This window comes from Streptomyces sp. 891-h, from assembly GCF_022760275.1.
Taxonomy (GTDB): Bacteria; Actinomycetota; Actinomycetes; order Streptomycetales; family Streptomycetaceae; genus Streptomyces; species Streptomyces spirodelae.
Window position 1 is genome coordinate 7,291,092 of record NZ_CP050693.1, and the last position, 26,783, is coordinate 7,317,874.

Below are 26,783 nucleotides of genomic sequence, written 5' to 3' on the forward strand. Positions count from 1 at the left end.
CGAACGCCTGCCGGCCGCACGTCCGCCACCGTGCGCGAAGCCCCGCACGCAACTGCCCCGGCTCGATGGAGAGCAGGGTCAGAGACCGCCCGCTCGTCAGGAATCAGTCGGCGGGCTTGCCGAACCAGCGGGAGAGGTGGTCGTCCAGGTCCTGCTGGTCGTCGCCGATCCAGGCGACGTGGCCGTCCGGGCGTATCAGGACGCACGGAACATCCAGAGCCGCTGTGGGGTCGGCAACGTAATCGACCCGGTCCGACCAGCCGCCGACGGTCAGCCGTTCGGTGCGGTCCAGCAGCAGGCCGCGGCCGCGGTCCAGCAGCCCGTAGAGGCGGCCGCCTTTCACGTCGATGTCGGCCAGGCGTCGGCCGAGCAGCTCAGGGCCCTCACCGAAGTCGTAGCGGATGCCGATCGCGGTGATCTTCTCGATGAGACAGCGATTCACCTCGTCGAAGTCCATCAATGCGGTGAGAAGCCTGCGCACGGCCTGCGGGCCCGGTTCGGGGGAGTGCAGTTCCATCTGGGCGCGGGTGTTGTCCAGCACATCCTCGGCGACCGGGTGGCGTTCCGCCTCGTAGGTGTCCAGCAGTGTTGGCGGCGCCCAGCCGCGGATCTGTGCGGCCAGTTTCCAGCCGAGGTTGAACGCGTCCTGAACGCCCAGGTTGAGGCCCTGCCCGCCGGTGGGTGGATGGATGTGGGCCGCATCGCCCGCCAGCAGTACTCGCCCGACCCGGTACCGTTCGGCCAGCCGGGTGGCATCTCCGAAGCGGGACAACCAGCGCGGGGAGTGCACCCCGAAATCGGTTCCGGCGACGGCGCGCAGCTGTTGTTTGAAATCCTCGATGGTGGGTGGCTCCGCGTAGCGATCGCTGACTCCCGCCGCTGGAACGACGACGCTGTATGCCCCTCCGCCGAAGGGCCTGAGCCAGAAGCGCTTGTTGGTCCTGCCGATTTCGGTCACCTTGGCGGCGATCTCCTCCGGCGGCACGCCCACTTCCATCTCGCCCATCAGCGTCTCGGTCCGCGAGGGCTCACCAAGGAAGCCGACGCCGAGCAGTTTGCGCACCGTGCTGCGCCCGCCGTCACAGCCGACCAGATAGCGCGACCGCACGTGTTCGCCGTCGGCCAGCTGGACGGTCACCCCCTCGTCGTCCTGCTGGAAATCGACCACCGCACAACCGAGCCGGACCTGCGCACCGAGTTGGACCGCATGCTCTTCGAGCAGGCGGACGATGACCGGCTGGGGGATGCCCAGCAGATAGGCGTGGGCGGAATCCAGGTCCGTGGGTGCGGGTTTGTCGATGGCGGCGAAGAGCCCGGCGGCCGGACGCTGCCTTCCGTGCTCGCGGATGCGATCCAGGAGCCCGCGCATGGCCATCAGCTCGAGGCTGCGAATGTGCAGGCCGACGATGCGGGTGAACGACACGGGCTCGGTTTCCTTCTCCAGAACGAGTACCCGCACATCGTGCAGCCGCAGTTCGGCCGCCAGCATCGCACCAGTGGGACCGCACCCGGCAATGATCACGTCGAACATGAGCGGCGCGCGGCCGGCACCGGAGACCGGGGACGGCTCGGCGGTGAACTGAGGAGAGTCCATAGGTGTGGCCTTTCGGGAGTGCCCTCTTGTGGAGGCGCTCCCGGCGACACCTACGTCAATCGCCGGCCGTGACGGAAAGGGGGAGCACCCACGTCCATACAGCGTTCATGGGTCTCACCTCCTCGGGCGGTGTCACGGTCCACCGCAAGCTACAAGCCCGAGCACAACCTCGTCCATTTCTTTCCGGGCCCGTGCCGCCGACGTGCCTGTCTGGTACCCCGGTACTCCGGCGAGGAGCGCCGGTCAGGGTTTGCGCGCGACGCCGCCCCAGCCCGCCCGGTCGGTGGCGGTCCCCGTGTCCGCGTCGGGCATCCAGCGAGGCCAAGAGGTGTAGCCAGGAGGGTCGATCAGTTCGAGGCCGTCGAAGAGCTGCACGGTCTGGGAGGGCTCCCGGAAGATGTAGGGGATCGCACCGCTGCGGTTGTACTCCTCCTGGACCTCGCGGTGTTTCTCGTCGGCTGCGGTCGAGTGGCTCATGGCCAGCCAACTACCGGACGGGAGCCTGTCCATCAGGCGCCGTACCAGCCCGCGCGCCTCGTCCCAGTCCACGATGTGCCCCAGCACGTCACTGATGACCACGGCGACCGGCTTGGACAGATCCAACGTCTTGCCGGCCCCTTGAAGGACGAGGTCGGTCTTCTCCATGTCCTCTTCGATGTAGGCCGTGGTGCCTTCCTCCGTGCTGGTGAGGAGCGCTTCGACGTGGGTGATCACGAGCGGGTCGTGGTCGACGTAGACCACCCGGCACTCCGGGGCGATGCGCTGCGCGATCTCGTGGGTGTTGTTGCTGGTGGGAAGGCCGGCACCGAGATCCAGGAACTGCCTGGCACCCTCGTTCCGGGTCAGGAAGGTCACCGCGCGCCGCAGCCAGGCCCGGCTCTCCGGGGGAAAGAGGCGCATCGGCGGGTAGTTCTCGATGTAGCGGTCACCAGCGATGCGGTCGACCTCGTAGTAGTCCTTGCCTCCGGTCCAGTAGTTCCAGATCCGGGCCGAGTGCGGGACCGTGGTGTCTATCCTGCGGCGAGGCCGTGGTGCATTCGTCATGGCGGTTCTTCTCCCGGTCGATATGGTCCCGGCACGTCTGCGCTGTCTGCAAGGAGATCATCCAGGATCGCGAAGGACAGCATGACGGCGGCCGGACAGACGGCATACTGCCGCATCAGGTCTCCCTCGTCACCTCGACTCCCCACGCTCGCCGGTCAGTTCACACATCGCCTGCTTGAACCGTCGTACGAGACTTCACGCGACGGTCGCGACATCGCTGCGCTGCGGACTGGCAGAGCTGGAGCGCCTGTCCATGGCAGACCGGGTGGCACTGGTCCGCGCCCCGCAACGGCAACACGGCCCGGTCTTCGAGTTTCGCTCACGCGGTGGTCTCGGGCTTCTCGGGGGCGATCTCCTCGATCAGGCCCTCGACCAGTGCCTTGATCTCGTCCCGGATCGGACGCACGGCCTCGACCCCCTGGCCCGCCGGGTCGTCCAGCTGCCAGTCGAGGTACCGCTTGCCAGGGAAGACCGGGCAGGTGTCGCCGCAGCCCATGGTGATGCAGACGTCCGACTCCTTGACCGCGTCGAGGGTGAGGACCTTGGGGGTCTCCGCGGAGATGTCGATACCGACCTCGCGCATGGCCTCGACGGCGGCCGGATTGACGTGCTCGCCCGGGTTGGAGCCGGCGGAACGGACCTCGACGCGGCCCCCGGCCAGGTGGGTCAGCCACGCCGCGGCCATCTGGGAACGGCCGGCGTTGTGGACACAGACGAACAGTACGGAGGGCTTGTCGGACATCAGGAGGTCCTCTTGTCTCACGACGGCATCATGCGTGAATGACTTCAGCGCCCGGTGGCGTCAGCCATCACTGATATGAAAGTATCAGTCCATGATGACGTCAGTCGACAGTGACCTGATCCGGGTGTTGGCCGACCCGCTCAGGTTGCGGATCGTGACCCTGCTGGCCAGAGAGACGCTGTGCACCACCCACCTGGTGGAGGAGACCGGCGCCCGGCAGACCAACCTCTCCAACCACCTGAGAGTGCTGCGCGAGACCGGAGTCGTCGAGACAGAGCCGTGCGGCCGCTACACCTACTACAAGCTCCGCCCGGACGTCATCGCCTCTCTCGCCGGTCAGTTCGCCGCCCTGGCCGAGTCCGCCCGTACCGCCACCGACAACAAGAGGCCCTGCACGTGACCCGCACCGAAGCATCCGCGACCGCCGAGGAGTCCTCGGTCGTGGCGAAGCTGTCGACGCTCGACCGCTTTCTCGCCGTCTGGATCCTCGCAGCCATGGCCATCGGCCTCGGCCTCGGGAGGGCCGTCCCCGGCCTCGACGACGCACTCGCGAAGGTCGAGATCGGCGGGATCTCCCTGCCGATCGCCCTCGGTCTGCTGATCATGATGTACCCGGTGCTGGCCAAGGTCCGCTACGACAAGCTCGACGCCGTCACCAGCGACAAGAAGCTCATGGTCTCGTCGCTGGTCGTCAACTGGGTCCTCGGCCCGGCGGTCATGTTCGCGCTGGCCTGGATCTTCCTTCCGGACCTGCCGGAGTACCGCACCGGCCTGATCATCGTCGGCCTGGCCCGCTGCATCGCCATGGTCGTCATCTGGAACGACCTCGCCTGCGGCGATCGAGAAGCCGCCGCCGTACTCGTAGCGCTGAATTCGGTCTTCCAGGTCCTGGCCTTCGGCCTGCTCGGCTGGTTCTACCTCGCCCTGCTGCCAGGCTGGCTGAACCTGGGCAACGGCGCACACCTCGACATCTCGATGTGGAAGATCGCCCTGAACGTCGTCATCTTCCTCGGCATCCCGCTGCTGGCGGGCTTCCTCACCCGCCGTATCGGCGAGCGGAAGCTGGGCCGTGAGAGGTACGAGACGGGCTTCCTGCCGAAGGTCGGCCCGTGGGCGCTCTACGGCCTGCTCTTCACGATCGTCGTCCTCTTCGCCCTCCAGGGGAAGACGATCACTTCTCGGCCGCTGGACGTGGCCCGGATCGCGCTGCCGCTGCTGGTCTACTTCACCGTGATGTGGTTCGGCACCTTCGCCCTCGGCAGGGCCATCGGCCTCGCGTACGACCGCACCGCCACCCTCGCCTTCACCGCGGCGGGCAACAACTTCGAGCTGGCGATCGCGGTCGCCATCGCCACCTTCGGCGTCACCTCCGGCCAGGCACTGTCCGGGGTCGTCGGCCCGCTCATCGAGGTGCCGGTCCTGGTCGCCCTCGTGTACGTCTCGCTGGCCCGGCGGCGAGAATTCAAGGCCGCACAGCGGTTGGCGGCAGCCCCGCAGGACAGCTGACGCCCGGCATGGCCGACCCGGCCCGGCAGCCGGGCACGGGGATGTGCGGACGCTGACGCATCGGCGGGCAGGCGGGCTTTGCTCGTCAGTGGGGTTTCTCGGCGATCAGCAGGGCATAGCCCAGGCCGCCGTCGGCGACGGCCGTGCGGGCTGCCGCGAGGACGGCGGGCGAGGCGTCCAGGTCGACTCCGGCCTCGGTGAGCTCGGCCTGTGCGGTGAGGCGCAGCAGGTTCAGCCGGGCCTCGATCTGGTCGATCATGCGGGTCATGGCCTGGTCGTGCCGTTCGGTGCGGACGGCACGCAGTCCGGCCGCGGCCAGGATGTCGGCGTACTCGGTGAGCGGGCGGGCATCGGCGATGCAGGCGATCCGAGCGGCGAGACCGGTCAGTTCGGGCGGGAGCGGGGCAGGGCCGGCTGTGACGTCGGTGATGCCGAGGCGGCCTCCGGGTTTCAGGACGCGGGCGAACTCGTCGGCGGCACGGGTCTTGTCGGGGAAGGTGCACAGGGCGCACTCGCACACCACCGCGTCGAACATCCCGTCCGGATAGGGCAGTTCCTCGGCGTCGCCGGTGGTGAAGACGGCCCGCTCGGCGAGTCCCGCGGCCTGCGCCGCACCCTGGGCGAGGGCGGTGTTGGCCGGTGAGTAGTCCACACCGTCCACCTGGGCACGGTAGGCGTCGGCGAGGAGCAGGGCGGTGGTGCCGCGGCCGGAGGCCACATCGAGCACGCGGCGGCCCTCGCCCAGGCCCAAGCCGTCGGCGAGGCGCCGGGTCAGCGTGGCGCCGCCAGGGTGGTACGAATCGCCGAGCAGCAGGGTGACGACGTCGGATGAGTACGCGGCGGCGCAGCAGGCTTTCACCTCGTCGCCGGGCGGGCGTGACGGGCTGGACGGCAGCCTGTCCTGGTCGGTCATCGTGCTCCCTCCTCGGCGGCGGGCCCGGTACGGGCGGTCTTGGAGCCGTACGGTGTGTCGGTGATCCGGTCGGCCAGGGGCAGGGCGTTGGGCACGACCTGCGCGACGGGAACGCCGGACATCGCGGCGCGCGTCTGTTCGCGGTAGCCGACGGAGTTGTACGCGCAGAAGGGGATGAGACGCCCGTCGGGGGTGATCTCCTCGACGCAGCACTTCATCAGCTGCTTGACGTTGAGGGTGTAGGGGTCCTGGAAGTCCTGCACGACGACCATGAACGCCTTGTCGTTGAGCTCCTTGACCGCCACGGGCAGGTCGATCCCGCAGCTGTCGGCGCAGTCCAGCGCCTGTGCCGTGGCGCGCAGCTTCTCCTCGGTCGTGACCGTGCCCATGAAAGCGGAGGCCGACCACAGCCTCTCCAGAGCCTCCCGGATGCCGTCGTCGGGCAGGACCCGGTTGGTGACGTAGTCGAGGTAGTCCTCCACGTTCAGCAGCCTCGGGATCGGGACGACGGTACGGTTGCCCGGCTCGCCGTCCACCAGCAGGTAGGTGACGGAGCGGCAGGTCGGGAAGCAGCACGGTACGGGGAAGAAGTCGCCCTTCTGGAACCAGTCCGGCCGCTGCTCGTTGATCAGCCGGATCACATCGGGGTTGGTGAGCCGGTTCAGCGGGTCGAACTCCACGTGCCGGCCGGAGTGGGTGACGGGCTGGAACGCCACCGAGCGGACGGCGGGGTGGTCGATGCCGTACTCGATGATCGCGCCGAGTTCGTGCTCGTTCAGGCCGCGCTCGACGGCGGCGACCAGGGTGACGGTCAGTCCGGCCTCCGCGCAGTTGTCCAGTGCGCGCTGTTTGAACGTGCGCAGGTCCCGGCCGCGGATCTGAAGGTGGGTGCGCTCGTCGAAACCGTCGAACTGGAGGTAGACGTTCACTGACCTGTCCGGCATCTGGTTGCGTTTGCCGAGTTCGGCGACGAAGTTGCGGTCGGTGGCCAGGCGGATGCCGTTGGTGTTGAGACTGACCGCTTTGATCGGGCGGGCCTGGGCGAGGTCGATGAAGTCCAGGATGTGCCTGTGAATGGTGGGCTCCCCGCCGGAGAACATCACCACCTCCGCCTCTCCCTCGGAGGCCACGAAGGCGTCGAGCATGTGTGCGCACTGCTCGTGGGTGATGGAGTAGCCTCCCACGGCCTCCGTCCGGGCGGTGCGGCCAGGCCGGTGGCCGGAGTCGGCGAAGCAGATCGGGCAGTCCAGGTTGCAGCCGGTGTTGACCTCGACGATCCCCAGGCAGGCGTGCTGCTTGTGCTCCGGGCACAGCCCGCAGTCACTTGGGCAGCCCTCCTTCACCTCGGTCTGGAAGACCAAGGGGATGGTGCCGGGCTTGTTGAACCGGGAGGAGGCCAGGTACTCCTCGGCGTCCCCGTACACCAGCGCCTCGAACTCGCCGTGGTCACGGCAGCGTTTACGCAGGTACACCTTGCTGTCGCGGATGTTGACCTGCGCGTCGACGGGTGTCTTGCACAGCGGGCAGATGGACTTGGTGAACTCCACGAACACCTCGTTCCGATCCACCTTGTGCCGGGGCGTCGGCGCTTGAGTCATGGCGGAACTCCTCTCGCAGGGGTAGTCGCCACCGGTCACCGGACCTCGGCGATGCCGGAGGCGGCACCGTAGGGCATGCGTGCTGCCGGCCAGGGCCACGACGCGCCGACACGCCGATGCGTCGAGCGTGCTCAGCCGCTGATCCGCGCGCGCCTTTGGGCCGTGCGCACGAGCACCGCCGCGTACACGAGGGCCAGGGCATCCTGGAAGAGAACGACCCAGCTCAGCCGCTGGGTGAGGTAGTTCCCGAAGCAGCCGCAGTTGTCCACCACCAGTCCACGGGCGAACGCCTGGGCGGCCAGCATGCTCCACACCAGCGACACAACCGCGTAGACCCACACCGGAACGACGGCCTTCGACCGCGGGCGGGCAAGGAACCACACCCCGCACACCGACTCCCCGGCGATCAGCAGCGCGATCAGCACTGCCGCCGCGGCACCGTGGACCAGACCGTACGCGCCGAGGATGGCCGGCATATCGGTGAGGGAAGCGAGCCGGCCGACGGCCATGGCCGTGTAGACCGCGCCGGCGGCGAGACGGAGCACCATCCGCGCGACGTCACGGGCCTCGGGGCGGCGGGAACTGTAAGCGCACTGACCGAAGCGGCTGAGTCTTCACCGGCTCGCTGCCGCTCGGCGTTCCGCTTCGGCCTTGACCGAGTCGAGCGAGGCGGCGACCGCGGCCTCCCAGCGCGCGGCCACCGCTGCGCCCCACCACTGCCCGGCCCGCCACAGGTCGGTGCCCAGCTCTCCCTCGTACACCAGCCGTGTCCCCGCCTCGGTCTCGTCCAGGACGAACGACTCGGTCACGTGCGGCACCGGGCCCCGCACCAGCCGGAAGTCGACGCGCTCGTGCTGGGTGAAGCGCACCGTCTCCACCGTCACCGCGCTCAGCCGTCCACCCGCGATGGGCGTGTAGTGCTCGGCCAGCACCAGGTCACTGCCGTGCTCCAGCACCCTCAGCTTCTCGCGCATCGCCCGTGGTGTGCGGCCCAGATACGGCTGCGCCACCACATCGAACACCGTCCGGCGAGGGGCCGCGATATCGACAGTCTGCGGGCCCAAGGGCCGCGTCCGGCGTCCCACGCCCACGTCGACCGGGACAGCACCCGTCACCAGTCCCAGGTATGCGGCGGCCAGTGAGCCGGTCGCGCCCGCGGCCCAGGCCGCGACCCGCAGACCGCGCCCGGCGCTCACCGGCTCTCCTGCGGGGCGACTTCCTCGAATGCGACGGCGGTGACCGTGCAGTGGCGGGCGAGCGCCTCCCCGAAGCGCAGCGCCCCGGTCCGGCTCCCGGGAGAACAGCCGTGGTGAGGCGAGTCAGGCGGGAAGCGGGGGTCGCCCTCCACCACAACGGTCCGTTCGGCCTCCGCGAGCACGGTGCCGTTCCACGGGGCGTACATCATGAGCGGCCACCTCCGGTGAGATCCTTGTCGTCCATACCGCGACGCTAGAGCGCCGACCGAAGGCTCGCCGGTGACCGCGCCCGCAACGCCCACCCGTGTCGCCGACCACGAGCAGGGCTGCCCACGAACCGGGTCGGCCCGCGGCTCAGGTGAGGGCGGCGGCCAGCAGGGCGAAGGCGGCGATGATGACGGCGACGCGGACGTAGTGGAAGCGGTCCCAGCGGTTCATCTGCTCCTTCCAGTCGGCGGGCCGGTTGTCGGGGGTCCACGTCTTGCCCCGGTTGTTGATCGGGACGAGCAGCAGGATCGACATGATCACGCTGACGATCAGCAGTGCGCCGGCCGTGACGACCAGGCCGGCGCCGTGGTCGTGCCATCCGGCGGTGGCCCAGGCCGCGACGAGGGCGAGCGAGGTGATGTACCAGACCGGCATCGCGGCGCCGAGCATCCGGCCTCCGTGGGCGCGGCCCAGTTGTCCGCTGTCGCCCGGGAGGGCGTTGAGGATCGGGTTGATGACGAAGGCGACGGAGAACTCCACCCCCACCATCACGCCGACGACCACGATGGTGACGACCTGGAGTGCGTTGAGCATGGTGACCCCTCCTGGGATCTAGCATTGATAGCCGTTGTGGCAACGCTAGCTCTGCTGCCGCTCGATTGTCTAGCGGTGCTAGGATCGGAGCATGTCGGTACAGGAACGCAAGGAGCGCGAACGAGCCGGCCGCGAGCGCCTCATCGTGGCGACGGCCCGTGAACTCGCCGAGCAGCAGGGCTGGGACGCGGTCACCACCCGCCGGCTCGCCGAGCGCATCGAATACAGCCAACCCGTCCTCTACAGCCACTTCCGCGGCAAGCGCGAGATCATCGGCGCCGTCGCCCTCGAAGGCGCCGCCGAGTTGGCCGCGGCGCTGCGGGCCGCTGCCTGTGCCGCGGACGGCCCGCGCGCCCGGGTCACCGCACTCGCACGCGCCTACCTCGACTTCGCCGCACGCAACCCGGCGGTCTACGACGCCGTGTTCCGGCTCGACGGCGGCCTGGCGTTCGCGCAGGAGGACACCCCGGGGCCGCTGAAGGACGGCTTCGCCGCCCTGTTGGAGAGTCTCGAAGAGGTCGCAGGGGACGGTGTCCATCCGGGGCTTTTCACGGAGGTCTTCTGGGCGTCCCTGCACGGGCTTGCGACCCTGACCCGGGCGGGGCGGCTGCCGCCGGAGGAGGCCGAGCGGAGGACGGAGCTGCTGGTGGACCGGCTCGCCGTGTTCTGACGCACCTCCCTGCGGGCACGCGGCCGGCCCTCGGGCCCCGCTGCCTGCCCGCGGCATCGCTTCCGGCCACTCGCGCCCACACGATGCGCACCGTGGCCGAGTTGCTGCTCCGTCCCCGTGCGGTGTAAGGCGGCTGTCACGACGGCGTGCGGTGTGCGGGCAGGCGCCCCCCTCGTTGTCCTCGGTCGGTTACGTGCTCCGACGGTGCCGCTCTACACTTAGGGTCGCCTAAGTCCGTGATCATCAAGATCAGTTCTCGTCATGTCGAAATGGATGCGATGTCAGCTGCCACGATCAGCAGCCCAAGAGGCGTTCTGGTCGGCCGCCGCATCGGCTGGACGGCTGCGGCCGTCGTCGCACTGCTGCTCGCGGTGCTGCTCAGCCTTGCGGTAGGTGCCCGCCAGATAGCCCCGGCTGAAGTCTTCGATGCCCTCTTGTACGGCGGCACGAGCGATGCGGCTGAGGTCGTCCGGTCCCTGCGGGTGCCCCGGACCATCGTCGGTCTGATGGTCGGCGCGGCGCTGGCCATCGCGGGCACGCTGATGCAGGGCATCACTCGCAATCCCATCGGTGACCCCGGTGTCCTGGGCATCAGCCAGGGCGCGGCGGCCGGCGTCGTCACGGCCATCGCGCTGGCCGGGGTGCACACGCTCACCGGCTATGTGTGGTTCGCCTTCGTCGGCGCCGGTATCGCGTCGGTGGCCGTCTACGCCGTAGCGGCCAGCGGGCGCGGCGGTGCGACCCCCGTGAAGCTGGCGCTGGCCGGTGCCGCCATCAACGCGCTGCTCATCGCCTTCATCCAGGGGATGCTGACGACGGACGCGGCCACGCTGGACGAGTTCCGCTTCTGGCAGGTCGGGTCGATCGCCGGGCGGGGTGCCGACGTGGCGGGTCAGATCTGGCCGTTCCTCGTCGTCGGCGTGGTGATGGCGCTGTCGGTGGCGCGGGGGCTGGACGCCCTCGCGCTGGGCGAGGACGTGGCCAAGGGGCTCGGCCACAGGGTGGGCACCGTACGGATCGTGGGCGGCCTCGCCGCCACGGTGCTCACGGGTGTCGGTGTGTCGGCCGCCGGGCCGATCGCCTTCGTGGGACTCGCGGTGCCCCACATCGCGCGTGCCCTGGTGGGCACCAACTACCGCTGGGTGCTGCCGATGGCGGCGCTGCTCGGGCCGGTCATGCTGCTTGTGGCGGATGTGCTCGGGCGGATCACCTTCCCGCCGGGCGAGGTGCCCGCGGGTGTGGTCACGGCTCTGCTCGGTGTGCCGTTCCTGATCATTCTGGTTCGCCGCAAGGCGGTGAGTTCGTGACGACCTCGATCGCCGAAGCCCCCACGGCCGTTCGTCCCGCCGGGTACGGGCTCATCAGGCGAAGGCGCGGCTCCTTCCTCTTCCACAGGCGCGCGGCAGTCGCCGCGGCCGCCCTCGGGCTGCTGACAGCAGCCGTGTGCGTCACCTACCTCTGCCTCGGCGAGACCAATGTCCCGCCCGGCGAGGTCCTCAACGTCCTGTCCGGGCAGCCGTCGTGGGCCGCGCTCGTGGTGAGCGACCTGCGGCTGCCGCGAATGGCCCTCGGACTGCTGGTCGGCGCCGCCTTCGGGGTGGGCGGCGCGCTGATCCAGACCGTGGCCCGCAATCCGCTCGCCAGCCCCGACATCATCGGCGTCTCGCAGGGCGCGAGCGCCCTGACCATCGGCGCTCTGACATTCGGGATCACGTCGTTCAGCGTGCTGCCGTACGTCTCGGTCGTCGGCGGTCTGCTCGCGGCCGTGCTGGTCTACCTCTTCGCCTGGCGCGGCGGGCTGCACGCCGCGCGGTTCGTGCTCATCGGTATCGGCATCGCCATCGCGCTGCGTTCCATCGTCCATCTGTTCATCACCAAGGGCGATTACCTGGTGGCCGCACAGGCGCAGGTGTGGCTGACCGGTTCGCTCAACGGCCGGGGCTGGGCGGAGGCCGCCCCGCTCGGCTGGGCGCTGCTCGCCGTGGTGCCGTTCGTGGTCTGGGCGGCGCGCGCCCAGCGCAACGCGGGCCTCGACGACGACACCGCCACGGCGCTGGGTGTGCCGTTGCAACGGACCCGGTTCGGACTGGCGCTGCTGGGCGTGTTTCTCGCGTCGGTGGCGACGGGTGCGGCCGGCCCGGTGGACTTCGTGGCGCTGCTCGCCCCGCAGATCGCCCGCCGTATGACGCGTACGCCGCAGATCCCGCTGCTGTGCTCGGCACTGCTCGGCGCGTTCATCGTGGTGGCCGCCGATCTGCTGGCACGCCTGTTGTTCGCGCCGGTCGAACTGCCCGTGGGTGTACTGACAGCAGCCATCGGCGCCCCCTATCTGATCTGGCTGATCATTCGCAGCCGCACTGGAGGAAGAGCGTGACCGAGAGCAGGCTCACAGCCCGCGAACTGACCCTGGCCTACGAGGAGAACACGGTCGTCGAGGACCTGGATCTGGAGGTCCCACACGGCCGGGTCACCGTCATCGTCGGCCCCAACGCCTGCGGCAAATCCACCCTGCTGCGCGCGCTCGGGCGACTTCTCAAGCCCCGGCAAGGCTCGGTGCTGCTGGACGGCAGGGAGCTGAGCCACATACCCACCAGGACGATCGCCCGGTCGATCGGGTTGCTGCCGCAGACGCCGGTGGCGCCGGAGGCGATCACGGTCGCCGATCTGGTCGCGCGAGGGCGGCAGCCGCACCAGCGGTGGTGGCAGCAGTGGTCGGAGGAGGACGAGCGCGCGGTCACCGACGCCATGGAGCGTACGAATGTGGCGCAGCTCGCCGAGCGGGGGGTGGACGAGCTGTCGGGGGGTCAGCGGCAGCGCGTATGGATCGCCATGGCGCTCGCCCAGGAGACGGATCTGCTGCTGCTCGACGAGCCGACCACCTATCTGGACATCTCGCACCAGGTGGAGGTGCTGGACCTGGTGCGGCAGCTCAACCACGAGCGCGGCCGGACCTTCGTCGCGGTGCTGCACGACCTCAACACGGCGGCACGGTACGCGGATCACTTGGTGGCGATGAAGGCGGGGCGGATCGTCGCACAAGGCCCGCCCTCGCAGATCGTCACGGCCGACCTGGTCCGGGAGGTGTTCGGCCTCGACTCGGTGGTGGTCCCTGACCCGGTGACCGACAGTCCGCTGGTCGTTCCTGGCAGCCCGTGGCAGGCGAACGGTTCTGGCAGCGACTACGCGGAGGGGGCGGAAGAGGCGGGATCCGAGAAGAAAGCGGAAGAGGCGGGCCTCAAGAAGAACGCAGCCCCTGCGTAGCCGGCCCAGCGCGTTGGAGCGCGCCGACGGCGCACGCTGCCGAGTTGTGATCCGGTCGAGCTTGCTCACCCCCGATTGTAAGGTTAGCTTTACCTAAGTTCACCCCCCGCTGAACTCGTCCCCGTACAGGAAAGGCTTTCCGCTGATGTCCCGCTCCTTCAGCAACCGCGCCGCGGCCGTCGCCGCCGTAGCCGTGCTCACCGTCACCGCCACCGCCTGCGGGGGGGCCGAGGACGACTCCGCGAACGCGTCCGCCAAGGGGGGCCGGCACACCGTCAAGACGGCCATGGGCAAGGTGAAGGTGAACAACGACCCCAAGCGCGTGGTCGTCCTGGACACCGACGCCCTCGACTCGGCGATCACCCTCGGCGTCAAGCCGGTCGGCGCCGTCCAGCCGGAGGCGGGCGCGCCGCTTTCCACCTACCTGCCCAAGGACAAGCTCGAGGGCATCAAGAAGGTCGGCCTCATCGCCGAGCCCAACCTCGAGGCGATCGCCGGACTGAAGCCCGACCTGATCCTGAGCAGCAAGGCACGCGACGAGAAGAACTACCAGGAACTCTCGAAGATCGCCCCGACCGTCTTCACCGAGACCACCGGGCCCACCTGGCGTGACAACTTCGAGCTGCACGCCGACGCGCTCGGTGCGAAGGACCGGGCCAAGAAGGTCGAGGCCGACTACGAGAAGCACGTCGCGAAGGTGACCGAGGCGCTCGGCGGCGAGGAGAAGGCCAAGAAGACCAAGGTCGGCTTCGTCCGCTTCGTCGAGGGCGCCGACACCCGCCTCTACAAGAACGACACGTTCGTCGGCAGCATCTTCAAGGACCTGAAGGTCGGCCGCCCCGCCAACGTGGACAAGACGGGCTTCTCCCTGGACATCAGCCCGGAGAGGATCGACGAGGCCGACGCCGACGTCATCTTCCACTCCACCTACGGTGACCCGAAGAAGGCCAAGGAGACCACCATCACCGGCAGCAACATGTGGAAGAAGCTGGACGCGGTGAAGAACAAGAAGGTCTACCCGGTCAACGACGATCTGTGGATGCTCGGCATCGGCTACACCGGCGCCGACAAGGTCCTCGACGAGATGGAGCAGAAGCTCGGCTGACGCTCCGGCGGCCGACGAACGGCGACATCGGCCGTTCCCCGCAACCGCACAGCAACGCAGGCGACCCGACACCGGACTCGGTGTCGGGCCGCTGACGTTCGGGCTGCCAGGCGCGGCCGCGCCTGGCACGCCTCACGGGGTGCGCCGCGCTGCCGTCAGGTGGTCTCAGAGGCGCTCGAAGCCGCGTACGCGCTCCCAGTCGGTCACCGCCGACTCGAACGCGGCCAGTTCCGTACGGGCGGCCTGCGCGTAGTGGGCGACCACCGATTCACCGAAGACCTTCGCGGTGATCTCGCTGTTCTCCCAGCGGTGCACGGCCTCGGTCAGTGTGGTGGGCAGCCGCGGTACCGACGGATCGGTCAGAGCGTTGGCGGCGTGCGGCTCCGGCAGCGGGAGGCGGTTCTCGATGCCGTACAGGCCGGCCGCCACCGCCGCGGCGACGGCGAGGTACGGATTGGCGTCACCGCCGGGGACCCGGTGCTCGATACGCATCGAGTGGCCCGAGCCGACGACACGGACCGGGCAGGTGCGGTTGTCCCGACCCCAGGCGACACCGACCGGGGCGAAGCCGCCGGGCTGCAGCCGCTTGTAGGAGTTGATGTTCGGCGCCATCAGCAGGGCGAAGTCAGGGAGGCAGGCGAGCTGACCGGCCACGAAGTGGCGCATCAGCTCGGACATGCCGTCCGCTGCTGACGGGTCGGCGAGCACGGCGGAGCCGTCGGTGCCGCGCAACGACAGGTGGATGTGGCAGGAGTTGCCCTCGCCCTCGTCGAACTTGGGCATGAAGGTGAGCGCGACGCCCTCCTGGGACGCGATCTGCTTGGCGCCGTTCTTGAAGAAGACGTGGTTGTCGCACGTGGCCATCGCCTCGTCGTAACGGAAGACGATCTCGTACTGGCCGGCGTGGCACTCGGCTCGCGCGGTCTCCATGGTGAGCCCGGCGCGCACCATCTCCCGGCGGATGCGGCGCACCACCGGCTCGATCTCCGCGAGGCCCTGGAGGGAGTAGTCGACGTTGTAGGCGGTGGCTGTCTCCAGGCCGTGATAGCGCCGATCCCACGCCTGGCGGTACGACTCGCGGAAGACCAGGAACTCCAGTTCGGTGCCCGCGAACGCCGCAAGCCCGCGCTCGGCGAGCCGGTCGAGCTGCCCGCGCAGCACCTGGCGGGGCGCCACCTCGACCGCCCGGCCGTCCGGCCAGTGAGCGTCGGCGAGGACGAGCGCGCTGCCCTCGTCCCACGGGAGGTCGCGCAAGGTGGCCGGATCGGGGCGCAGCACGAAGTCGCCGAAGCCGCTGCGCCAGGCGTCGATGGCATAGCCGGGGCCGGTGTCCATCTCGACGTCGGAGGCGAGCAGGTAGAGGCAGGCGCCGAAGCCCGACTGAGCCGCCTCGTCGAGGAAGTGCGGCACGGACAGCCTGCTGCCCTGGAGCCGCCCCTGGAGATCCGGGACGCTGACGATCACCTCCTCGACCTGTCCGGCGTCCGCCTCGGCGCGCAGTCGTTCGTACGGCGCGGGGGTCATATCTGCTCCTGACGGGCGTGGGCCTCGGCCTGCGTGTGGGCCTGGGCCTGCGCGTGGACGGTTGCGGTGGCGAGGGGGTTGGCGAGGGTGCCGTGGACGACGTCGAAGCCCTCGTCCTTCTCGGCGCGGTCGTGGAAGCCGCCGCCGAGCAGCTGCTCCCGGTTGAGCGCCACCCGGTCGAACTCGGGGGCCAGCAGACCGAACTCCTCGAAGCGCTCGGTCAGTTCGGGGAAGCGGGTGTGGTAGCGCTCGATCTCGGCGCGGACCATGCCCCAGAACTCCTCCTCCGGCACGCCGAGGTGCTCGGCGACCAGCGGGGCGAAGAACCGGAAGTGCCCCGCGAAGACCGCGCTGAGCAGCGAGTGGGCCAGCTCGCCCGCGGGCCAGCGCAACAGGAGCGCGTCGGCCCGCTCGGACAGTCCGGCGTACTCGGGACGGTCGCCGGGCAGCAGATTGACGTCCTCGGCGAAGTCCTTCACCGCGATGCCGAGCGGAGTGTCGGTGCTGTCGTAGAGGACGACGGTGTTCTCGCCGTGCGGGCAGAACGCCGTGCCGTACCGGTACAGGTAGTGCAGGAGACCGGGCAGCAGGGCCTGGAAGAACCGGGTCAGCCAGGCACGGGGCGTCTGCCCCGAGCGTTCGACCAGCTCGCTGACCAGGGCGCGGCCGTCCGAGCCGACCTTGAGCAGCGCGGCCATGGTGCGGGCCTGCTCGCCCTCCTCCAGCAGGGCGGCGACCGGCTCGCGCCAGACCGCGCCGAGGAGTTCGTGGTAGCGGTACGGCGCGTCCTCGACCGACTCGTACAGCGGATGGTGCACGGCCACGCCCGCCACCTCGCCGAGCGGGTGGAATCGCAGCTCGTCACGCAGGTACGGGTCCGCTTCCCGGACGGCGTGCAGCCAGGCGCTGACATCCGGCGCGGCCTTCGTCGGCCCGGTGGACAGGCCGCGCCAGACGAGGGTGTTGCGGATGAGCAGCGGCACCTTCACATTGCGGCGGTGCGGGTGGTCCAGGTTGGCGAGCGTACGGATGGACTGCAGCGGCCGGTAGCGGTCCGGGCCCTCGCCGAGCAGCACGACCCGACCGTCGGCGAGGTAGGGGGCGAACAGGGGTGCGACCGCCTCGTCCCAGTGGAAGGGATGCACCGGCAGCCAGTGGAAGTCGTCGGTGGCCAAACCGGTCTCGGCGCAGGACTCATGGAGGGCGGCCGCGAACTGTTTGCGGGTGCCCTCGTCGAGTTCCTCGGCGAGGAGGGTGTCCTCGTCCAGGCCGTCCACTCCGGAGTAGGAGGCCAGGCTGCGGTGGATGCCGGCCCACAGCAGGAACACCGTCCCGGCCGCCTCGGGGGCGTAGGCAGCGGCGTCGGAGGCGGAGAAGCCAAGCCGGCCCTTGTTGAGGAGCATGCAGGGGTGGCCGTCCTGGTGGGCCTCCAGGTCGAGGTGGTCCAGGTCGGCGAGGCCGGCGGCGGGCAGGGCGCGGGCGATGACCTCGGCCTCGGCCCGCCGGGTGGCGGTGAGTTCACGCAGGACCTCGGCGGTGGTGGGCCCGTCCCAGCCCAGGACCTGGCGGGCGTCGAGCAGCAGTCGCTCGGGGCCGAGGACGCCGTCCTCCGGTGCGGGATGCCGCCACAGGGTGCCGGGGACCAGCCGCCAGGTGCCGAAGGTGCCGCGGGCGGACCGGAACGTCCAGTGGACGCCGTCGCTGAACTCCAGCCGGTAGGCGTCCGGCGCCTCAGCCGAGGTGTCGGGCTCGGGGACGAGGAACTCCTCGTAGGCGAACTCCTCCACGGCCTTGACGAGCAGCCGCCGGCCCGCCTGCGCCCAGGCTTCTCGTGTGGTGCGGTTCATCGGTGGATCTCCTCGGAGTGCGCGGGTGCGGCGGTGGAAGCGGTGGCCGAAGCGAGCGCGGGCACGGTGTCCGGCTTCCGCCGGGACTGCGGCGGTACGGCGGCCATGGCGGCGTCTTCGGACATGTCCGCTACCGGTTCGGCCGGTGACGAAGCGGTGCTCCGTGGGCGCCGCAGGGACAGCGCGGCGGCCAGCGCCTGGACGGCCGCGGCGACCGCGAGCGGCAGCGCCAGGTCGTGGGAGACAGCCGCGGTTGCGGCGATCGGCGCGGCCAGCAGACCGGCCGACCGGGCGGTCTCCACAGCGGTGAAGGCCGGGCCCTCCGTACCCGTCGCGCGGAACATCCGCAGCTCGACGGCGACTTGCCCCAGCCCCAGACCGACGCCGAAGAGCAGTCGGCCGCCGACCAGTCCGGGCAGTGAACCGGCCAGCCAGCTCCAGGCCAGCCCGGCAGCACCCACGGTCAGGGACAGCGGCAGCAGCCGGTCGCCCAGCACGTCGTGGCAGCGGCGTACCGCGGGCAGGACAGCCAGCGCCGAGACGCTCGGCAGGAAGAACAGCACACCGCTGCCCACCGAGCCGCTGCCCAGATCCTCGGCGAACTTGGTGAAGAAGGGCCGCGCCACATTGGCCGAGAAGTCGAACGCGACGCCGATCAGCGCGGCGTAGGCCAGGGCCATGAGCCACGGGAGGCGACGAGGGCCAGGCGCGGAAGTGCGCTCCCTCCGGGCCTCGCCGGCCCGTCCGGTCCGGGTGCCGGGCCGCTTGCCCAGGATCCGGTAGGTCAGCACGGCCAGGAGCGTGTCCAGCACCGCGAACGCGGAGATGCCGATGCGCGGTTCCGGGAGCGCGAGCACCCCGGCACCCACCATCGTGGAGACGACCACCGACAGATGGAACACGACCACGAGCGAGCAGATGCCCGTCAGCCGCGCACGCACACCGTCCTGCGACGATTCGTCGCCGTGCTCGGCGATGAACGCGGGATACGCCAGCAGCAGGGCGCTGTTGGTGCTGACGATGAGTGTCGAGAGGACCAGATACGCGGCATAGCTGGGCGCCAGCCCCAGGAGCAGGTCGAGAACGGCGGAGCCGCACAGCCCGGCCAGTACGAGTCCGTGCAGTGACCAGCGCCGGGCCGCCAGCCCCCACAGGGGGAGGGCGGCGAGCCCGGCGATACGGCAGATCCAGATGTAGAGCCCGGTCGCCTCCGGGTCCTCGATCCCGTACAGCCTCTCGAAGAGCTGCGGCAGGAACGGCGTCAGAGCGGTCTCGGCGACCAGGTGGAGGCCGATGACCGAGAGGAGGACCGACTTGGCTCGGCGCGCCGACCCGCCACGGGCCGACGCGCCGTCCTTCCCCAGGGCCGTCATCGCTGTGTCTCCGCCGGGGCCGGGACCCGCACGGCGGGCGGCTGGTCCGGGACCGGGGCGGACTCCTGCGGTGCGCCGAAGGTGGTGAACGCCTGGCGCGGGGCGACCGGCAGCACCGCCCTTCCCACAGCGGCGTTCAGGATCGTCGCGGCGCGCCAGGCGCCCAGCGTGAGGTCGGGAGCGCCCACACCGTGGGTGTGCATCTCGGCGTTCTGGACATAGAGGGTGCCCGAGACCCGGGGGTCGAGGGCGACCCGGTAGTCGCCGTCGACCTGGTAGCGGCCCTTGGCGTCCCAGTCGACCAGGTCGGCCATCGCCTCCAGGAACGGGGGACGGGAGGCGGCGTAGCCGGTGGCGGAGACCACTGCCGCGGTACGGATCTCGAACACCGAGTCCTGCTGCCGACTGCGGCAGGTGAGCAGATACCGGTCGCCGTCGGCCTCGGCCGCGAGGACCTCCACGGCCGGGTGGAGCGAGGCGCGCGGTTCGCCGCCTCCGATGGTGCGCTCGTACAGCTCGTCGTATATCTCGCCCAGTGTCTCCTCGCTGACGCCCTTGTAGAGCTGCCACTGCTCGGCGGTCAGCCGCTCGCGCGTGGTCTCGGGCAGGTCGCGGAAGAAGCGGATGTAGTCCGGGGTGAAGTGCTCCAGGCCGATCTTGGAGTACTCCATGGGAGCGAAGGCGGCGGTACGGGCCAGCCAGCGCACGTACGGACCGCCCCGTCCTTCGCCGTCCTGGTTGCGGAGCAGGTCGAGCGCGACCTCGGCGCCGGACTGGCCCGCGCCGATGACGGTGACGTCGTCGGCAGCGCCGAGCCGGGCACGGTGGGCGCGGTAGTCGGCACTGTGCAGGACGCGCCCGGCGTGGGTGTCGGTCAGCAGCGGGCGCAGCGGCTCGGGGACGACCGGGTCGGTGCCCACGCCGAGGACGACCTGACGGGCGAGCACCCGGGTCTGCTCACCGGCCGCTGAATGGTGCACGACGGCGAAAGCGTCCGCCGTCTCGTCCCACTCCAACGCCGTGACCCGCGCGTCGAAGCGGCAGGAGGACAGCCGCTCGGCGACCCAGCGGCAGTAGTGGTCGTACTCGCGGCGCGGGATGTGGAAGCGCTCGGAGAAGAAGAACTTGAACATGCGCTCGTGGGCGCGAAGGTAGTTCAGATACGACCAGGGGCTGGTCGGGTCGGCCATGGTGACCAGATCGGCGAGGAACGGCACCTGGAGCGTCGTTCCCTCCATCAGCAGGCCCGGATGCCACGAGAAGGCGGGCTTCGCGTCCAGGAAGAGCGAACGGAAGCCGGGGACACCGTCGGCCAGGGCCGCCAGCGACAGGTTGAACGGGCCGATGCCGACACCCACCAGGTCGTAGGGCGCGTGCTGGTCCGGGGAAGTCGAGGGCGCGGTCACCGCTGTGCCTCCGTAAGAGGGTTGGGAAGGTCGATGTACACGGACTGGGTGTGAACTTCGCCGACCAGTTCGTCGAGACCGTCCACGCAGGTCAGGTAGTTGCCCTTGCAGCGCAGCACCGGTGCGTCGAGCAGCAGGTCGAGCAGGCCCTTGGCGGCGGGCTCGGCCCTGCGCAGCCGCTCCAGCACTCCGCGCAGAACGCGCAGCAGGTCGCCCTCGTCGGCCAGGCCGAGCGCGCCGAACGCGCCGACGAGACCGAGGAGGTTGTTGATGCCCAGGTAGTAGGCGACCCGCTCGTCGACGAACGCGTCCGCGAAGACCAGGTCGACGCCTTCGGTCGCGCCGGGCAGCAGCCGCTCGATGTCGGGGACGCGGGACTCGGCCAGGTAGTAGCCCTGGCTGTCCCGGTACCAGCCGGCGCACGGCAGTCCGTTCGCGTCGAGTGCGACGAGGGTGTTCTGGTGATGCGGTTCCAGGGCGATGCCGTACCGCGCCTGAAGGCGGATCAGGGGGACGGCCAGGACGTCCAGGTAGCGCTCCAGCCAGCGCGCCGACGCCTCGGCCACGGAAACGCCCAGCGCGTGGGCGGCGCCCTCGACCGCCGCGTTCAGCAGCGCGCGGTGGCGTGGCGCTGTGCCGTCACCGGGTCCTGTGCGCTCGGCCAGCAGACCGGCCACACACAGCCCTTCGGCCCGTGCGTCGGCGCCGCCGCGGAAGGGGTTGTCCCGGATGGCCGTCTCCAGACCCGTCTCGGGACCGTCCGCGCCGACGGAGACCCAGGCGAAGTCGCGCAGGATGCCGAACTCGGGATGCTCGGAGCGCAGCCATTCCACAGGGCCCGCTGCCAGCAGCTGCGCCGCGCGTACGCCGAGCCGCATCTCGCTGCGCAGGTTGTTGCGCCGGGAGTTGGTGATCCGCATCCCGAGGGACAGCTTGAGCATCACCTCGGTGTCCGGCCGGTGCACCGTCCGTACGGAGGAGGTGGGGTACCAGGCGGATCCGGCCGCGCCGAGCGGACGCAGCAGCCCGGCGTCGAGGAGACGGGCGACCTGAGGGCGGGCCAGGACCTCGCGTGCCTGCCAGGGGTGCGCGGGCACCGGCACCATGCCGTCCGGCAGCTTCAGCCCCTCGGCCAGCGGGCGCAGCAGTTCGGCGGGCGACCGGCCGTCCGCGCTCCCGCCGACGACGACCTCGGGGTGCGCGGCGAACCAGTGCAGCGGGAAGGAGCCGCGCAACTCGGGCGAGTACGCCGCGAGTTCCACGTCCGACGCCTCCTCGCGGCTCTTGGGCGCGGGATGGAACGGGTGCCCCAGCAGCAGCGCCTGCTCGCTGTCGAGGAACGGTGTCGGGCCCCGGCCTTCCGGTCCCTCGGCGCGACGACGCTCGATGTGGGCTGCGGTGCGCCGTGCGGAGTTCAGCACCCGCGCCGCCGCGTCGCCACCGTGGTGCGGCGGCGCGCCACGGCCCACGGTCGTCTCCCGGATCAGCGCCGCCGCCACGAGCGAGGCGTCCGCCGGGAGGGTGCTGTCCTCTCCCGTGGAGGCCAGGTGGGGTGCTCCGAACCGATGCCAGCCGGTGGCGGACCGATAGCGCACCGGCACCCGCAGGGTCAGTTGACTGGCCGGCAGATGCAGCAGGAGCGCCTGACCGGTCGCTGGTACGTCGGTGCCGGTCTCGCGTACGTAGGCGCGCAGCAGCGTCTCCATCGCCGCCGCGTCACCCGCGCGGAGCGCTTCGGGGTGGTCCAGCGGGTCGGGACCGGGGGCCGCGGCCGACGCGGGTGGCACCGCGGCTGTCGGCCGGGTCCCGGTGGAGTGGCTCACAGCTCCTCCTCGGCCCGGCCCGCCGCCACGACCGCGTCCAGCAGCCGCTCGACATCGGCGGGAGTCGTGTGCGGATTGAGCAGGGTCAGCTTGAGGCGGACCCGCCCCGGTCCCTCGCCCGGCAGCTCGGTCCTGCCGACCACGGCCCGCCCCTCGCGCAGCAGCCTGCGCCGCAGGCCCGCGTTGATCCGGTCCACGCGCTCCGGGTCGGTGTCGCGGGGGCTCTCCGGCAGATAGCGGAACAGGAATGCCGTCAGAACCGGGTCGGCGTGCAGTTCCAGGCTCGGGTGGGCGCGGACTGCTTCGGCGCCGGAGCGTGCCAGCGCGTGGCAGGCGTCCACGAGGCGGCCCAGGCCGTCCCGGCCCAGGGTCCGCAGCGTGACGGCGATCTTGAAGGCGTCGGTACGGCGAGTGGTGCGCAGCGAGAGGCCCAGCAGGCTCGGGTATCCGGCCTCCTCGTCGTCCTGCGGGTTGAGGTAGACCGCCCGCCGGGCCAGCGACGCGTACGTCTCCGCCCGCTTCACCAGGAAGATGCCCGCGGCGACCGGCTGCCAGCCCAGCTTGTGCCAGTCCAGGGACACCGAGTCGGCCAGCGCGACCCCGGCCATGAGCGGGGCGAGTTGGTCGGACAGCAGCGCGCCCCCGCCGTAGGCGGCGTCCACGTGCAGCCAGGCGCCGTACTCGGCGGCCAGCGAGGCGCAGGTGCGCAGCGGGTCGATCGCACCGGTGTCGGTGGTGCCGGCGGTGGCCACGACGGCCAACGGCAGTTCGCCCCGCCTCACACAGTCGCGCAGGGCGGCGGCGAGCGCGTCGGGCTTCATCCGCAGCTGGTCGTCGACGGGAACGGGAACAACCGCGTCCTCGCCCAGCCCCAGCAGGGCAGCCGACCGCTGCACCGAGAAGTGCGCGGCTTCGGAGGTGAAGATCCGTGCGCGCCGGCCCGTGCCAGGCACACCGGTCAACTCGACCTGACGCCCGCTCTCCTGGCCGATCACCCGGTCCCGGGCGAGCATCAGTCCCATGAGGTTGGACTCGGTGCCGCCGGAGGTGAGCACACCGGCGGCCTCGTCCGGGTCGTACCCGACGAGCTGCGCCAGCTCCTGCAACAGCAGGGTCTCCAGTGCGGTGGCGGCGGGCGCCTGGTCCCAGGAGTCCTGGGAGGGGTTGAGCGCGGAGACGGCGAGGTCGGCGGCGACCGCGACGGCCAGCGGCGGGCAGTGCAGATGGGCCGCGCAGGACGGGTCGGCCGGGTCGGCGCTGCCGTAGGACAGGACGTCGGTCAGCTTGTGCAGGGCGCCGTCGCCTTCCGCCTCGGCGAACACCCGGGCGACATCGGCGGCCAGCTCTTCTGGGGACCCGGCGGGCAGCGGTCCGCCGCGCCGCTCGGCCCCCTCGGCGAGGGCGTTCAGGACGGTACGCAGCGGTGGCGTGAGCGCGCCGGGGCCGGTGGGACCGCCGGACAGGCTGGTCAGCGGGGTGTCTGACGCCGCCGGGGCGACCGCCTGGAGCAGTCCGGCCATCTCTTCGTCGAGGCGGTCGGTGTGCCCGGCCCCGTCCGGGGCGAGCCGCAGATCGCTCCGGGTGTCGGTCTCGTCGATGACCGTCACGTCGGCCGTCGTGCGCAGGTCGGATGTGTTGCCGCTCATGCCCCGACTCCCCGGAAGTGAGTGGCCGTCACCGCGACGACGGCGTCGGTCAGCCGGTCCAGCACGGCCTCGACCTGTTCGTCGGTGATGACGAGGGGCGGCAGCAGCCGGACCGTGGAGTCGTGCCTGCCGCCGAGTTCGACGATCAGCCCCCGGTCCAGGCAGGCGTCACGGACCTGCGCGGCCAGCTCAGGGGCGAACGGACGGGCGCCGCACGCGTCCGGCTCGGCCTCGGCGTCGACCAGCTCGACACCGATCATCAGGCCACGGCCGCGGACATCGCCGATCACCGGCAGCTCGGCACGCAGCGCCTCGAGCCGCTCGGTCATCCGGGCACCGACCGCTCCGGCCCGTGCGACGAGACCCTCGCGGGCGACGTACCGGAGGGTTGCGGTACCGGCCGCCATGGCCAGAGTGTTGCCGCGGAAGGTCCCGGTGTGCGCGCCGGGCAGCCACTCGTTGTAGTCCTCGTGGTAGACGACGACCGCCAGGGGAAGGCTGCCGCCGATCGCCTTGGACATCACCATCGCGTCCGGCACGATCCCGCTGTGCTCCACGGCCCAGAAGGCACCGGTGCGTCCGACGCCGGTCTGCACCTCGTCGACGATCAGCGGGATTCCGCGCTCGGCGGTGATCCGGCGCATCTCGCGCAGCCAGCCGTCCGGGGCCGGAACGGCGCCGCCCTCGCCCTGGACGGCTTCCAGGATCATCGCGGCGGGCGATACGACACCGCCGTTGGGATCGGCCAGCAGCCGCTCGACGTACGTGGCCGACAGTTGGGCACCGCGTTCCCCGCCGACGCCGAACGGGCAGCGGTAGCTGTACGGGAAGGGCAGCCGGGTCACATCCGCGGCGATCCCCGGCACCGGATTCTTCGCACCGACCCCGCCGGAGGCGGCCAGCGCGCCCGCGGTCATACCGTGGTACGCGCCGGTGAAGCCCAGCACTCCCCGGCGTCCTGTGGCCGTCTGCATCAGCTTGAGTGCGGCCTCGACCGCGTCGGTGCCGGCCGGGCCGCAGAAGTGGACACGGGCCTTGTCGGCGAAATCGCCGGGCAGGGTGGCGAACAGCGCGTCGGTGAACTCGTCCTTCTCCGGGGTCGCCAGGTCCAGGACGTGCAGCGGGGCGCCGCTGCTGACCGTTCGCTGGATGGCTTCCAGGACGACCGGGTGGTTGTGTCCGAGGGCGAGGGTACCGGCGCCGGAGAGGCAGTCCAGGTAACGGCGTCCCTCGGTGTCCTCGATCGTCATGCCCTGGGCGCGGGCCGGGACGATGGGGAACGAGCGGGAGTAGGTGCGGGCGGCGGACTCCCGCTCGCGCTGGCGCTCCAGGATGGCGGCGCCGTCGGGCATGGTCCGGTCGGGTGCGGGCAGATCGGTGGGTCGCGGTGGCACGGTTTGACTCCAAGGATCGGGACATCGGTGATGACCGCGCCGGAGCGGCCGGAGACGGCGCGGTCCGGGGGTCATCGGCGCCGGGGGAGAGGAGAGCGGCGGCCGGCTGCTCGGTCAGCGGCGGCCGGCTGCTCGGTCAGAGCAGGAGACGCTCGGCCACGGGGTGTCCGAGGAAGCTGTGCATGGCGAACTCCCAGCCATAGGAGCCCGCGTCGGGGAAGACGACGAGGTCACCGGCGCGTACGCGGTCCACCTTGACGTCGCGCAGCAAGGTGTCCTCGGGGGTGCACAGTTCGCCGACGACCGTCACACGGGTGTCCTCGGCGGCGGGCCGGGGACAGCCCTCGGGCCAGCTCTCGACGGGCAGGACCGCGACGTTGTGCACGATCTCCCAGGAGGTGGGCAGCTGGAAGTGGTTGATGCCGCCGCGCAGCACGACGAAGGACTCGCCGTACGACGCCTTCACGTCCGTCACCTCTGCGGCGTACCACCCGCAGTCGGTGACCAGGAAGCGGCCGGGCTCCAGCACGACCTTGACACCCTCGGGAACCTCGACCTGCGCGGCGAGTTCACCGAAGCGGGCGACGTCGAAAGGCTTCTCGCCCTCGAAGGCGACGCCGATGCCGCCGCCGATGTCGACGTGCCGCAGGTCGATGCCGTTCTCCCGCGCGGTCCGGATGCTCCACTCCACGCACCAGCGCAGATACGCGGCATGCGCCTCGGCGTCGAGGTTGTTGGAGGCTGCGTGGATGTGGAAGCCGACCAGGTCCAGGGCGGGCAGCTGGAGCGCAGCGCGCAGCACGCCGGGCACATCCGGCTCGGCCACGCCGAACTGGGACGGCACACCGCCCATGTGGAGCGAGCCGGTGACAGGGATCGTCGCCGGGTTGACGCGTAGCGCCACCTTGGCGCGGACTCCTTCCGCGGTGGCGATCCGGCTGATCCGGTGCAGCTCGAGCAGGCTCTCGGCGTTGATCGCCTCGACACCGGCCCGCACCAGGGCGGTCAGGACCGGGACGGACTTCGCCGGTCCCGCGGCGACCACCGGGGCAACAGCGCCCTCGGCAACTGGCTTGGCCGAGGTGGCGAGTTCGAGTTCCGTGCGGGAGGCGACCTCGAACCCGTCGACGTACGGAGCGAGCGCTGCGACGACAGCGGGGAAGGAGTTCGCCTTCACGGCGTAGTACACGGCCGCCCACTCCGGGAGGGCGCTGCGCAGCTCGCGTGCCCGCTCGGCGGCGACCGCGCCGTCGTACACATAGGCCGACACCGGGGTCCCGGCCCGAGTCAGCTCCAGGAGGCGGTTGCGGAGCTTCTCAGGGAGGACATCCACGGGGTGG

Annotated in this window: 24 protein-coding genes; 7 read left to right on the forward strand and 17 right to left on the reverse strand. The window is 70.7% G+C overall.

From position 1 onward, the window contains the following. Nucleotides 1-103: 103 nt before the first annotated feature. From rox to HC362_RS32370, 3 genes are all read right to left on the reverse strand, one after another. Nucleotides 104-1,594 carry a rifampin monooxygenase gene (gene rox / locus HC362_RS32360; RefSeq protein ID WP_243087908.1) on the reverse strand — a complete coding sequence of 497 codons (1,491 nt, stop codon included), beginning with the start codon at nucleotides 1,592-1,594 and terminating at the stop codon, nucleotides 104-106. 243 nt (nucleotides 1,595-1,837) lie between these two features. Continuing rightward, nucleotides 1,838-2,638: an SAM-dependent methyltransferase gene (locus HC362_RS32365; protein ID WP_243087909.1), complete on the reverse strand. Its 801-nt coding sequence runs from the start codon at nucleotides 2,636-2,638 to the stop codon at nucleotides 1,838-1,840. 319 nt (nucleotides 2,639-2,957) lie between these two features. After that, complete coding sequence (locus HC362_RS32370) at nucleotides 2,958-3,380, reverse strand: arsenate reductase ArsC (RefSeq protein ID WP_243088908.1); 423 nt, start codon at nucleotides 3,378-3,380, stop codon at nucleotides 2,958-2,960. Nucleotides 3,381-3,471: 91 nt separating this feature from the next. On the opposite strand from HC362_RS32370, the gene HC362_RS32375 reads away from it, so the two are divergent. Both HC362_RS32375 and arsB read left to right on the forward strand, forming a co-directional pair. Continuing rightward, nucleotides 3,472-3,780 (forward strand): metalloregulator ArsR/SmtB family transcription factor, encoded by a 309-nt coding sequence (locus tag HC362_RS32375; protein ID WP_243087910.1) that lies wholly within the window; start codon nucleotides 3,472-3,474, stop codon nucleotides 3,778-3,780. Beyond that, the gene (gene arsB / locus HC362_RS32380; protein WP_279240160.1) at nucleotides 3,777-4,886 is read left to right on the forward strand and encodes an ACR3 family arsenite efflux transporter; all 1,110 of its coding nucleotides are present in this window, start codon (nucleotides 3,777-3,779) and stop codon (nucleotides 4,884-4,886) included. Before HC362_RS32375 ends, arsB begins: the two co-directional genes overlap by 4 nt. A gap of 85 nt (nucleotides 4,887-4,971) precedes the next feature. On the opposite strand, the gene HC362_RS32385 is transcribed toward arsB, so the two are convergent. From HC362_RS32385 to HC362_RS32410, 6 genes are all read right to left on the reverse strand, one after another. Next, a complete protein-coding gene (locus tag HC362_RS32385; protein ID WP_243087911.1) occupies nucleotides 4,972-5,799 on the reverse strand; it encodes a methyltransferase domain-containing protein in 828 nt (275 codons plus the stop codon). Continuing rightward, the gene (locus HC362_RS32390) at nucleotides 5,796-7,397 is read right to left on the reverse strand and encodes a radical SAM protein (RefSeq protein WP_243087912.1); all 1,602 of its coding nucleotides are present in this window, start codon (nucleotides 7,395-7,397) and stop codon (nucleotides 5,796-5,798) included. Before HC362_RS32390 ends, HC362_RS32385 begins: the two co-directional genes overlap by 4 nt. Nucleotides 7,398-7,528: 131 nt before the next feature. Further along, on the reverse strand, nucleotides 7,529-7,945 hold the full coding sequence (locus HC362_RS32395) for a MauE/DoxX family redox-associated membrane protein (protein WP_243087913.1): 417 nt from the start codon (nucleotides 7,943-7,945) through the stop codon (nucleotides 7,529-7,531). A 66-nt stretch (nucleotides 7,946-8,011) separates the two neighbouring features. Continuing rightward, a complete protein-coding gene (locus tag HC362_RS32400) occupies nucleotides 8,012-8,593 on the reverse strand; it encodes an SRPBCC family protein (RefSeq protein WP_243087914.1) in 582 nt (193 codons plus the stop codon). Then, nucleotides 8,590-8,802 (reverse strand): hypothetical protein, encoded by a 213-nt coding sequence (locus tag HC362_RS32405; protein WP_243087915.1) that lies wholly within the window; start codon nucleotides 8,800-8,802, stop codon nucleotides 8,590-8,592. The genes HC362_RS32400 and HC362_RS32405 overlap by 4 nt, the downstream gene beginning before the upstream one ends. 145 nt (nucleotides 8,803-8,947) lie before the next feature. Further along, nucleotides 8,948-9,394, reverse strand: coding sequence for a DUF1772 domain-containing protein (locus HC362_RS32410; protein ID WP_243087916.1), 447 nt, complete (start codon nucleotides 9,392-9,394; stop codon nucleotides 8,948-8,950). Between the two features lie 91 nt (nucleotides 9,395-9,485). Here HC362_RS32410 and HC362_RS32415 point away from each other — a divergent pair, with 91 nt between their 5' ends. From HC362_RS32415 to HC362_RS32435, 5 genes are all read left to right on the forward strand, one after another. Beyond that, complete coding sequence (locus HC362_RS32415) at nucleotides 9,486-10,064, forward strand: TetR/AcrR family transcriptional regulator (protein ID WP_243087917.1); 579 nt, start codon at nucleotides 9,486-9,488, stop codon at nucleotides 10,062-10,064. A gap of 278 nt (nucleotides 10,065-10,342) precedes the next feature. Continuing rightward, nucleotides 10,343-11,371: an iron ABC transporter permease gene (locus HC362_RS32420; protein WP_243087918.1), complete on the forward strand. Its 1,029-nt coding sequence runs from the start codon at nucleotides 10,343-10,345 to the stop codon at nucleotides 11,369-11,371. Further along, on the forward strand, nucleotides 11,368-12,438 hold the full coding sequence (locus HC362_RS32425; protein WP_243087919.1) for an iron chelate uptake ABC transporter family permease subunit: 1,071 nt from the start codon (nucleotides 11,368-11,370) through the stop codon (nucleotides 12,436-12,438). Before HC362_RS32420 ends, HC362_RS32425 begins: the two co-directional genes overlap by 4 nt. Next, nucleotides 12,435-13,325 (forward strand): ABC transporter ATP-binding protein, encoded by an 891-nt coding sequence (locus HC362_RS32430; protein ID WP_243087920.1) that lies wholly within the window; start codon nucleotides 12,435-12,437, stop codon nucleotides 13,323-13,325. The genes HC362_RS32425 and HC362_RS32430 overlap by 4 nt, the downstream gene beginning before the upstream one ends. A 145-nt stretch (nucleotides 13,326-13,470) precedes the next feature. Further along, the gene (locus HC362_RS32435) at nucleotides 13,471-14,430 is read left to right on the forward strand and encodes an iron-siderophore ABC transporter substrate-binding protein (RefSeq protein ID WP_243087921.1); all 960 of its coding nucleotides are present in this window, start codon (nucleotides 13,471-13,473) and stop codon (nucleotides 14,428-14,430) included. Between the two features lie 165 nt (nucleotides 14,431-14,595). Here HC362_RS32435 and HC362_RS32440 read toward each other — a convergent pair whose 3' ends face one another. The 8 genes from HC362_RS32440 to HC362_RS32480 all read right to left on the reverse strand — a co-directional run bounded on the left by HC362_RS32440 (nucleotide 14,596) and on the right by HC362_RS32480 (nucleotide 26,776). Next, nucleotides 14,596-15,954: a glutamine synthetase family protein gene (locus HC362_RS32440; protein WP_243087922.1), complete on the reverse strand. Its 1,359-nt coding sequence runs from the start codon at nucleotides 15,952-15,954 to the stop codon at nucleotides 14,596-14,598. Beyond that, nucleotides 15,951-17,801 (reverse strand): IucA/IucC family protein, encoded by a 1,851-nt coding sequence (locus HC362_RS32445; RefSeq protein WP_279240161.1) that lies wholly within the window; start codon nucleotides 17,799-17,801, stop codon nucleotides 15,951-15,953. Before HC362_RS32445 ends, HC362_RS32440 begins: the two co-directional genes overlap by 4 nt. After that, nucleotides 17,798-19,174: a hypothetical protein gene (locus HC362_RS32455; RefSeq protein ID WP_243087924.1), complete on the reverse strand. Its 1,377-nt coding sequence runs from the start codon at nucleotides 19,172-19,174 to the stop codon at nucleotides 17,798-17,800. The genes HC362_RS32445 and HC362_RS32455 overlap by 4 nt, the downstream gene beginning before the upstream one ends. Continuing rightward, entirely contained in the window at nucleotides 19,171-20,580 is a 1,410-nt protein-coding gene (locus HC362_RS32460) for a SidA/IucD/PvdA family monooxygenase (RefSeq protein WP_243087925.1), read from the reverse strand. Before HC362_RS32460 ends, HC362_RS32455 begins: the two co-directional genes overlap by 4 nt. Next, nucleotides 20,577-22,403, reverse strand: a complete 1,827-nt coding sequence (locus tag HC362_RS32465; RefSeq protein ID WP_243087926.1) for an IucA/IucC family protein — start codon at nucleotides 22,401-22,403, stop codon at nucleotides 20,577-20,579. The genes HC362_RS32460 and HC362_RS32465 overlap by 4 nt, the downstream gene beginning before the upstream one ends. After that, complete coding sequence (locus HC362_RS32470) at nucleotides 22,400-24,049, reverse strand: pyridoxal-dependent decarboxylase (protein WP_347568515.1); 1,650 nt, start codon at nucleotides 24,047-24,049, stop codon at nucleotides 22,400-22,402. The genes HC362_RS32465 and HC362_RS32470 overlap by 4 nt, the downstream gene beginning before the upstream one ends. Continuing rightward, complete coding sequence (locus tag HC362_RS32475) at nucleotides 24,046-25,401, reverse strand: diaminobutyrate--2-oxoglutarate transaminase (protein ID WP_243088911.1); 1,356 nt, start codon at nucleotides 25,399-25,401, stop codon at nucleotides 24,046-24,048. The genes HC362_RS32470 and HC362_RS32475 overlap by 4 nt, the downstream gene beginning before the upstream one ends. A 178-nt stretch (nucleotides 25,402-25,579) precedes the next feature. Beyond that, entirely contained in the window at nucleotides 25,580-26,776 is a 1,197-nt protein-coding gene (locus HC362_RS32480; RefSeq protein ID WP_243087927.1) for a type III PLP-dependent enzyme, read from the reverse strand. Between the last annotated feature and the right edge of the window lie 7 nt (nucleotides 26,777-26,783).

Coding starts and splice junctions, on each gene's coding strand:
- rox (WP_243087908.1), bottom strand. CDS start 1,594: ATGGACTCTCCTCAGTTCACCGCCGAGCCGTCCCCGGTCTCCGGTGCC.
- HC362_RS32365 (WP_243087909.1), bottom strand. CDS start 2,638: ATGACGAATGCACCACGGCCTCGCCGCAGGATAGACACCACGGTCCCG.
- HC362_RS32370 (WP_243088908.1), bottom strand. CDS start 3,380: ATGTCCGACAAGCCCTCCGTACTGTTCGTCTGTGTCCACAACGCCGGC.
- HC362_RS32375 (WP_243087910.1), top strand. CDS start 3,472: ATGATGACGTCAGTCGACAGTGACCTGATCCGGGTGTTGGCCGACCCG.
- HC362_RS32385 (WP_243087911.1), bottom strand. CDS start 5,799: ATGACCGACCAGGACAGGCTGCCGTCCAGCCCGTCACGCCCGCCCGGC.
- HC362_RS32390 (WP_243087912.1), bottom strand. CDS start 7,397: ATGACTCAAGCGCCGACGCCCCGGCACAAGGTGGATCGGAACGAGGTG.
- HC362_RS32395 (WP_243087913.1), bottom strand. CDS start 7,945: ATGGTGCTCCGTCTCGCCGCCGGCGCGGTCTACACGGCCATGGCCGTC.
- HC362_RS32405 (WP_243087915.1), bottom strand. CDS start 8,802: ATGATGTACGCCCCGTGGAACGGCACCGTGCTCGCGGAGGCCGAACGG.
- HC362_RS32410 (WP_243087916.1), bottom strand. CDS start 9,394: ATGCTCAACGCACTCCAGGTCGTCACCATCGTGGTCGTCGGCGTGATG.
- HC362_RS32415 (WP_243087917.1), top strand. CDS start 9,486: ATGTCGGTACAGGAACGCAAGGAGCGCGAACGAGCCGGCCGCGAGCGC.
- HC362_RS32420 (WP_243087918.1), top strand. CDS start 10,343: ATGTCAGCTGCCACGATCAGCAGCCCAAGAGGCGTTCTGGTCGGCCGC.
- HC362_RS32435 (WP_243087921.1), top strand. CDS start 13,471: ATGTCCCGCTCCTTCAGCAACCGCGCCGCGGCCGTCGCCGCCGTAGCC.
- HC362_RS32440 (WP_243087922.1), bottom strand. CDS start 15,954: ATGACCCCCGCGCCGTACGAACGACTGCGCGCCGAGGCGGACGCCGGA.
- HC362_RS32445 (WP_279240161.1), bottom strand. CDS start 17,801: ATGAACCGCACCACACGAGAAGCCTGGGCGCAGGCGGGCCGGCGGCTG.
- HC362_RS32455 (WP_243087924.1), bottom strand. CDS start 19,174: ATGACGGCCCTGGGGAAGGACGGCGCGTCGGCCCGTGGCGGGTCGGCG.
- HC362_RS32470 (WP_347568515.1), bottom strand. CDS start 24,049: ATGAGCGGCAACACATCCGACCTGCGCACGACGGCCGACGTGACGGTC.
- HC362_RS32475 (WP_243088911.1), bottom strand. CDS start 25,401: ATGCCCGACGGCGCCGCCATCCTGGAGCGCCAGCGCGAGCGGGAGTCC.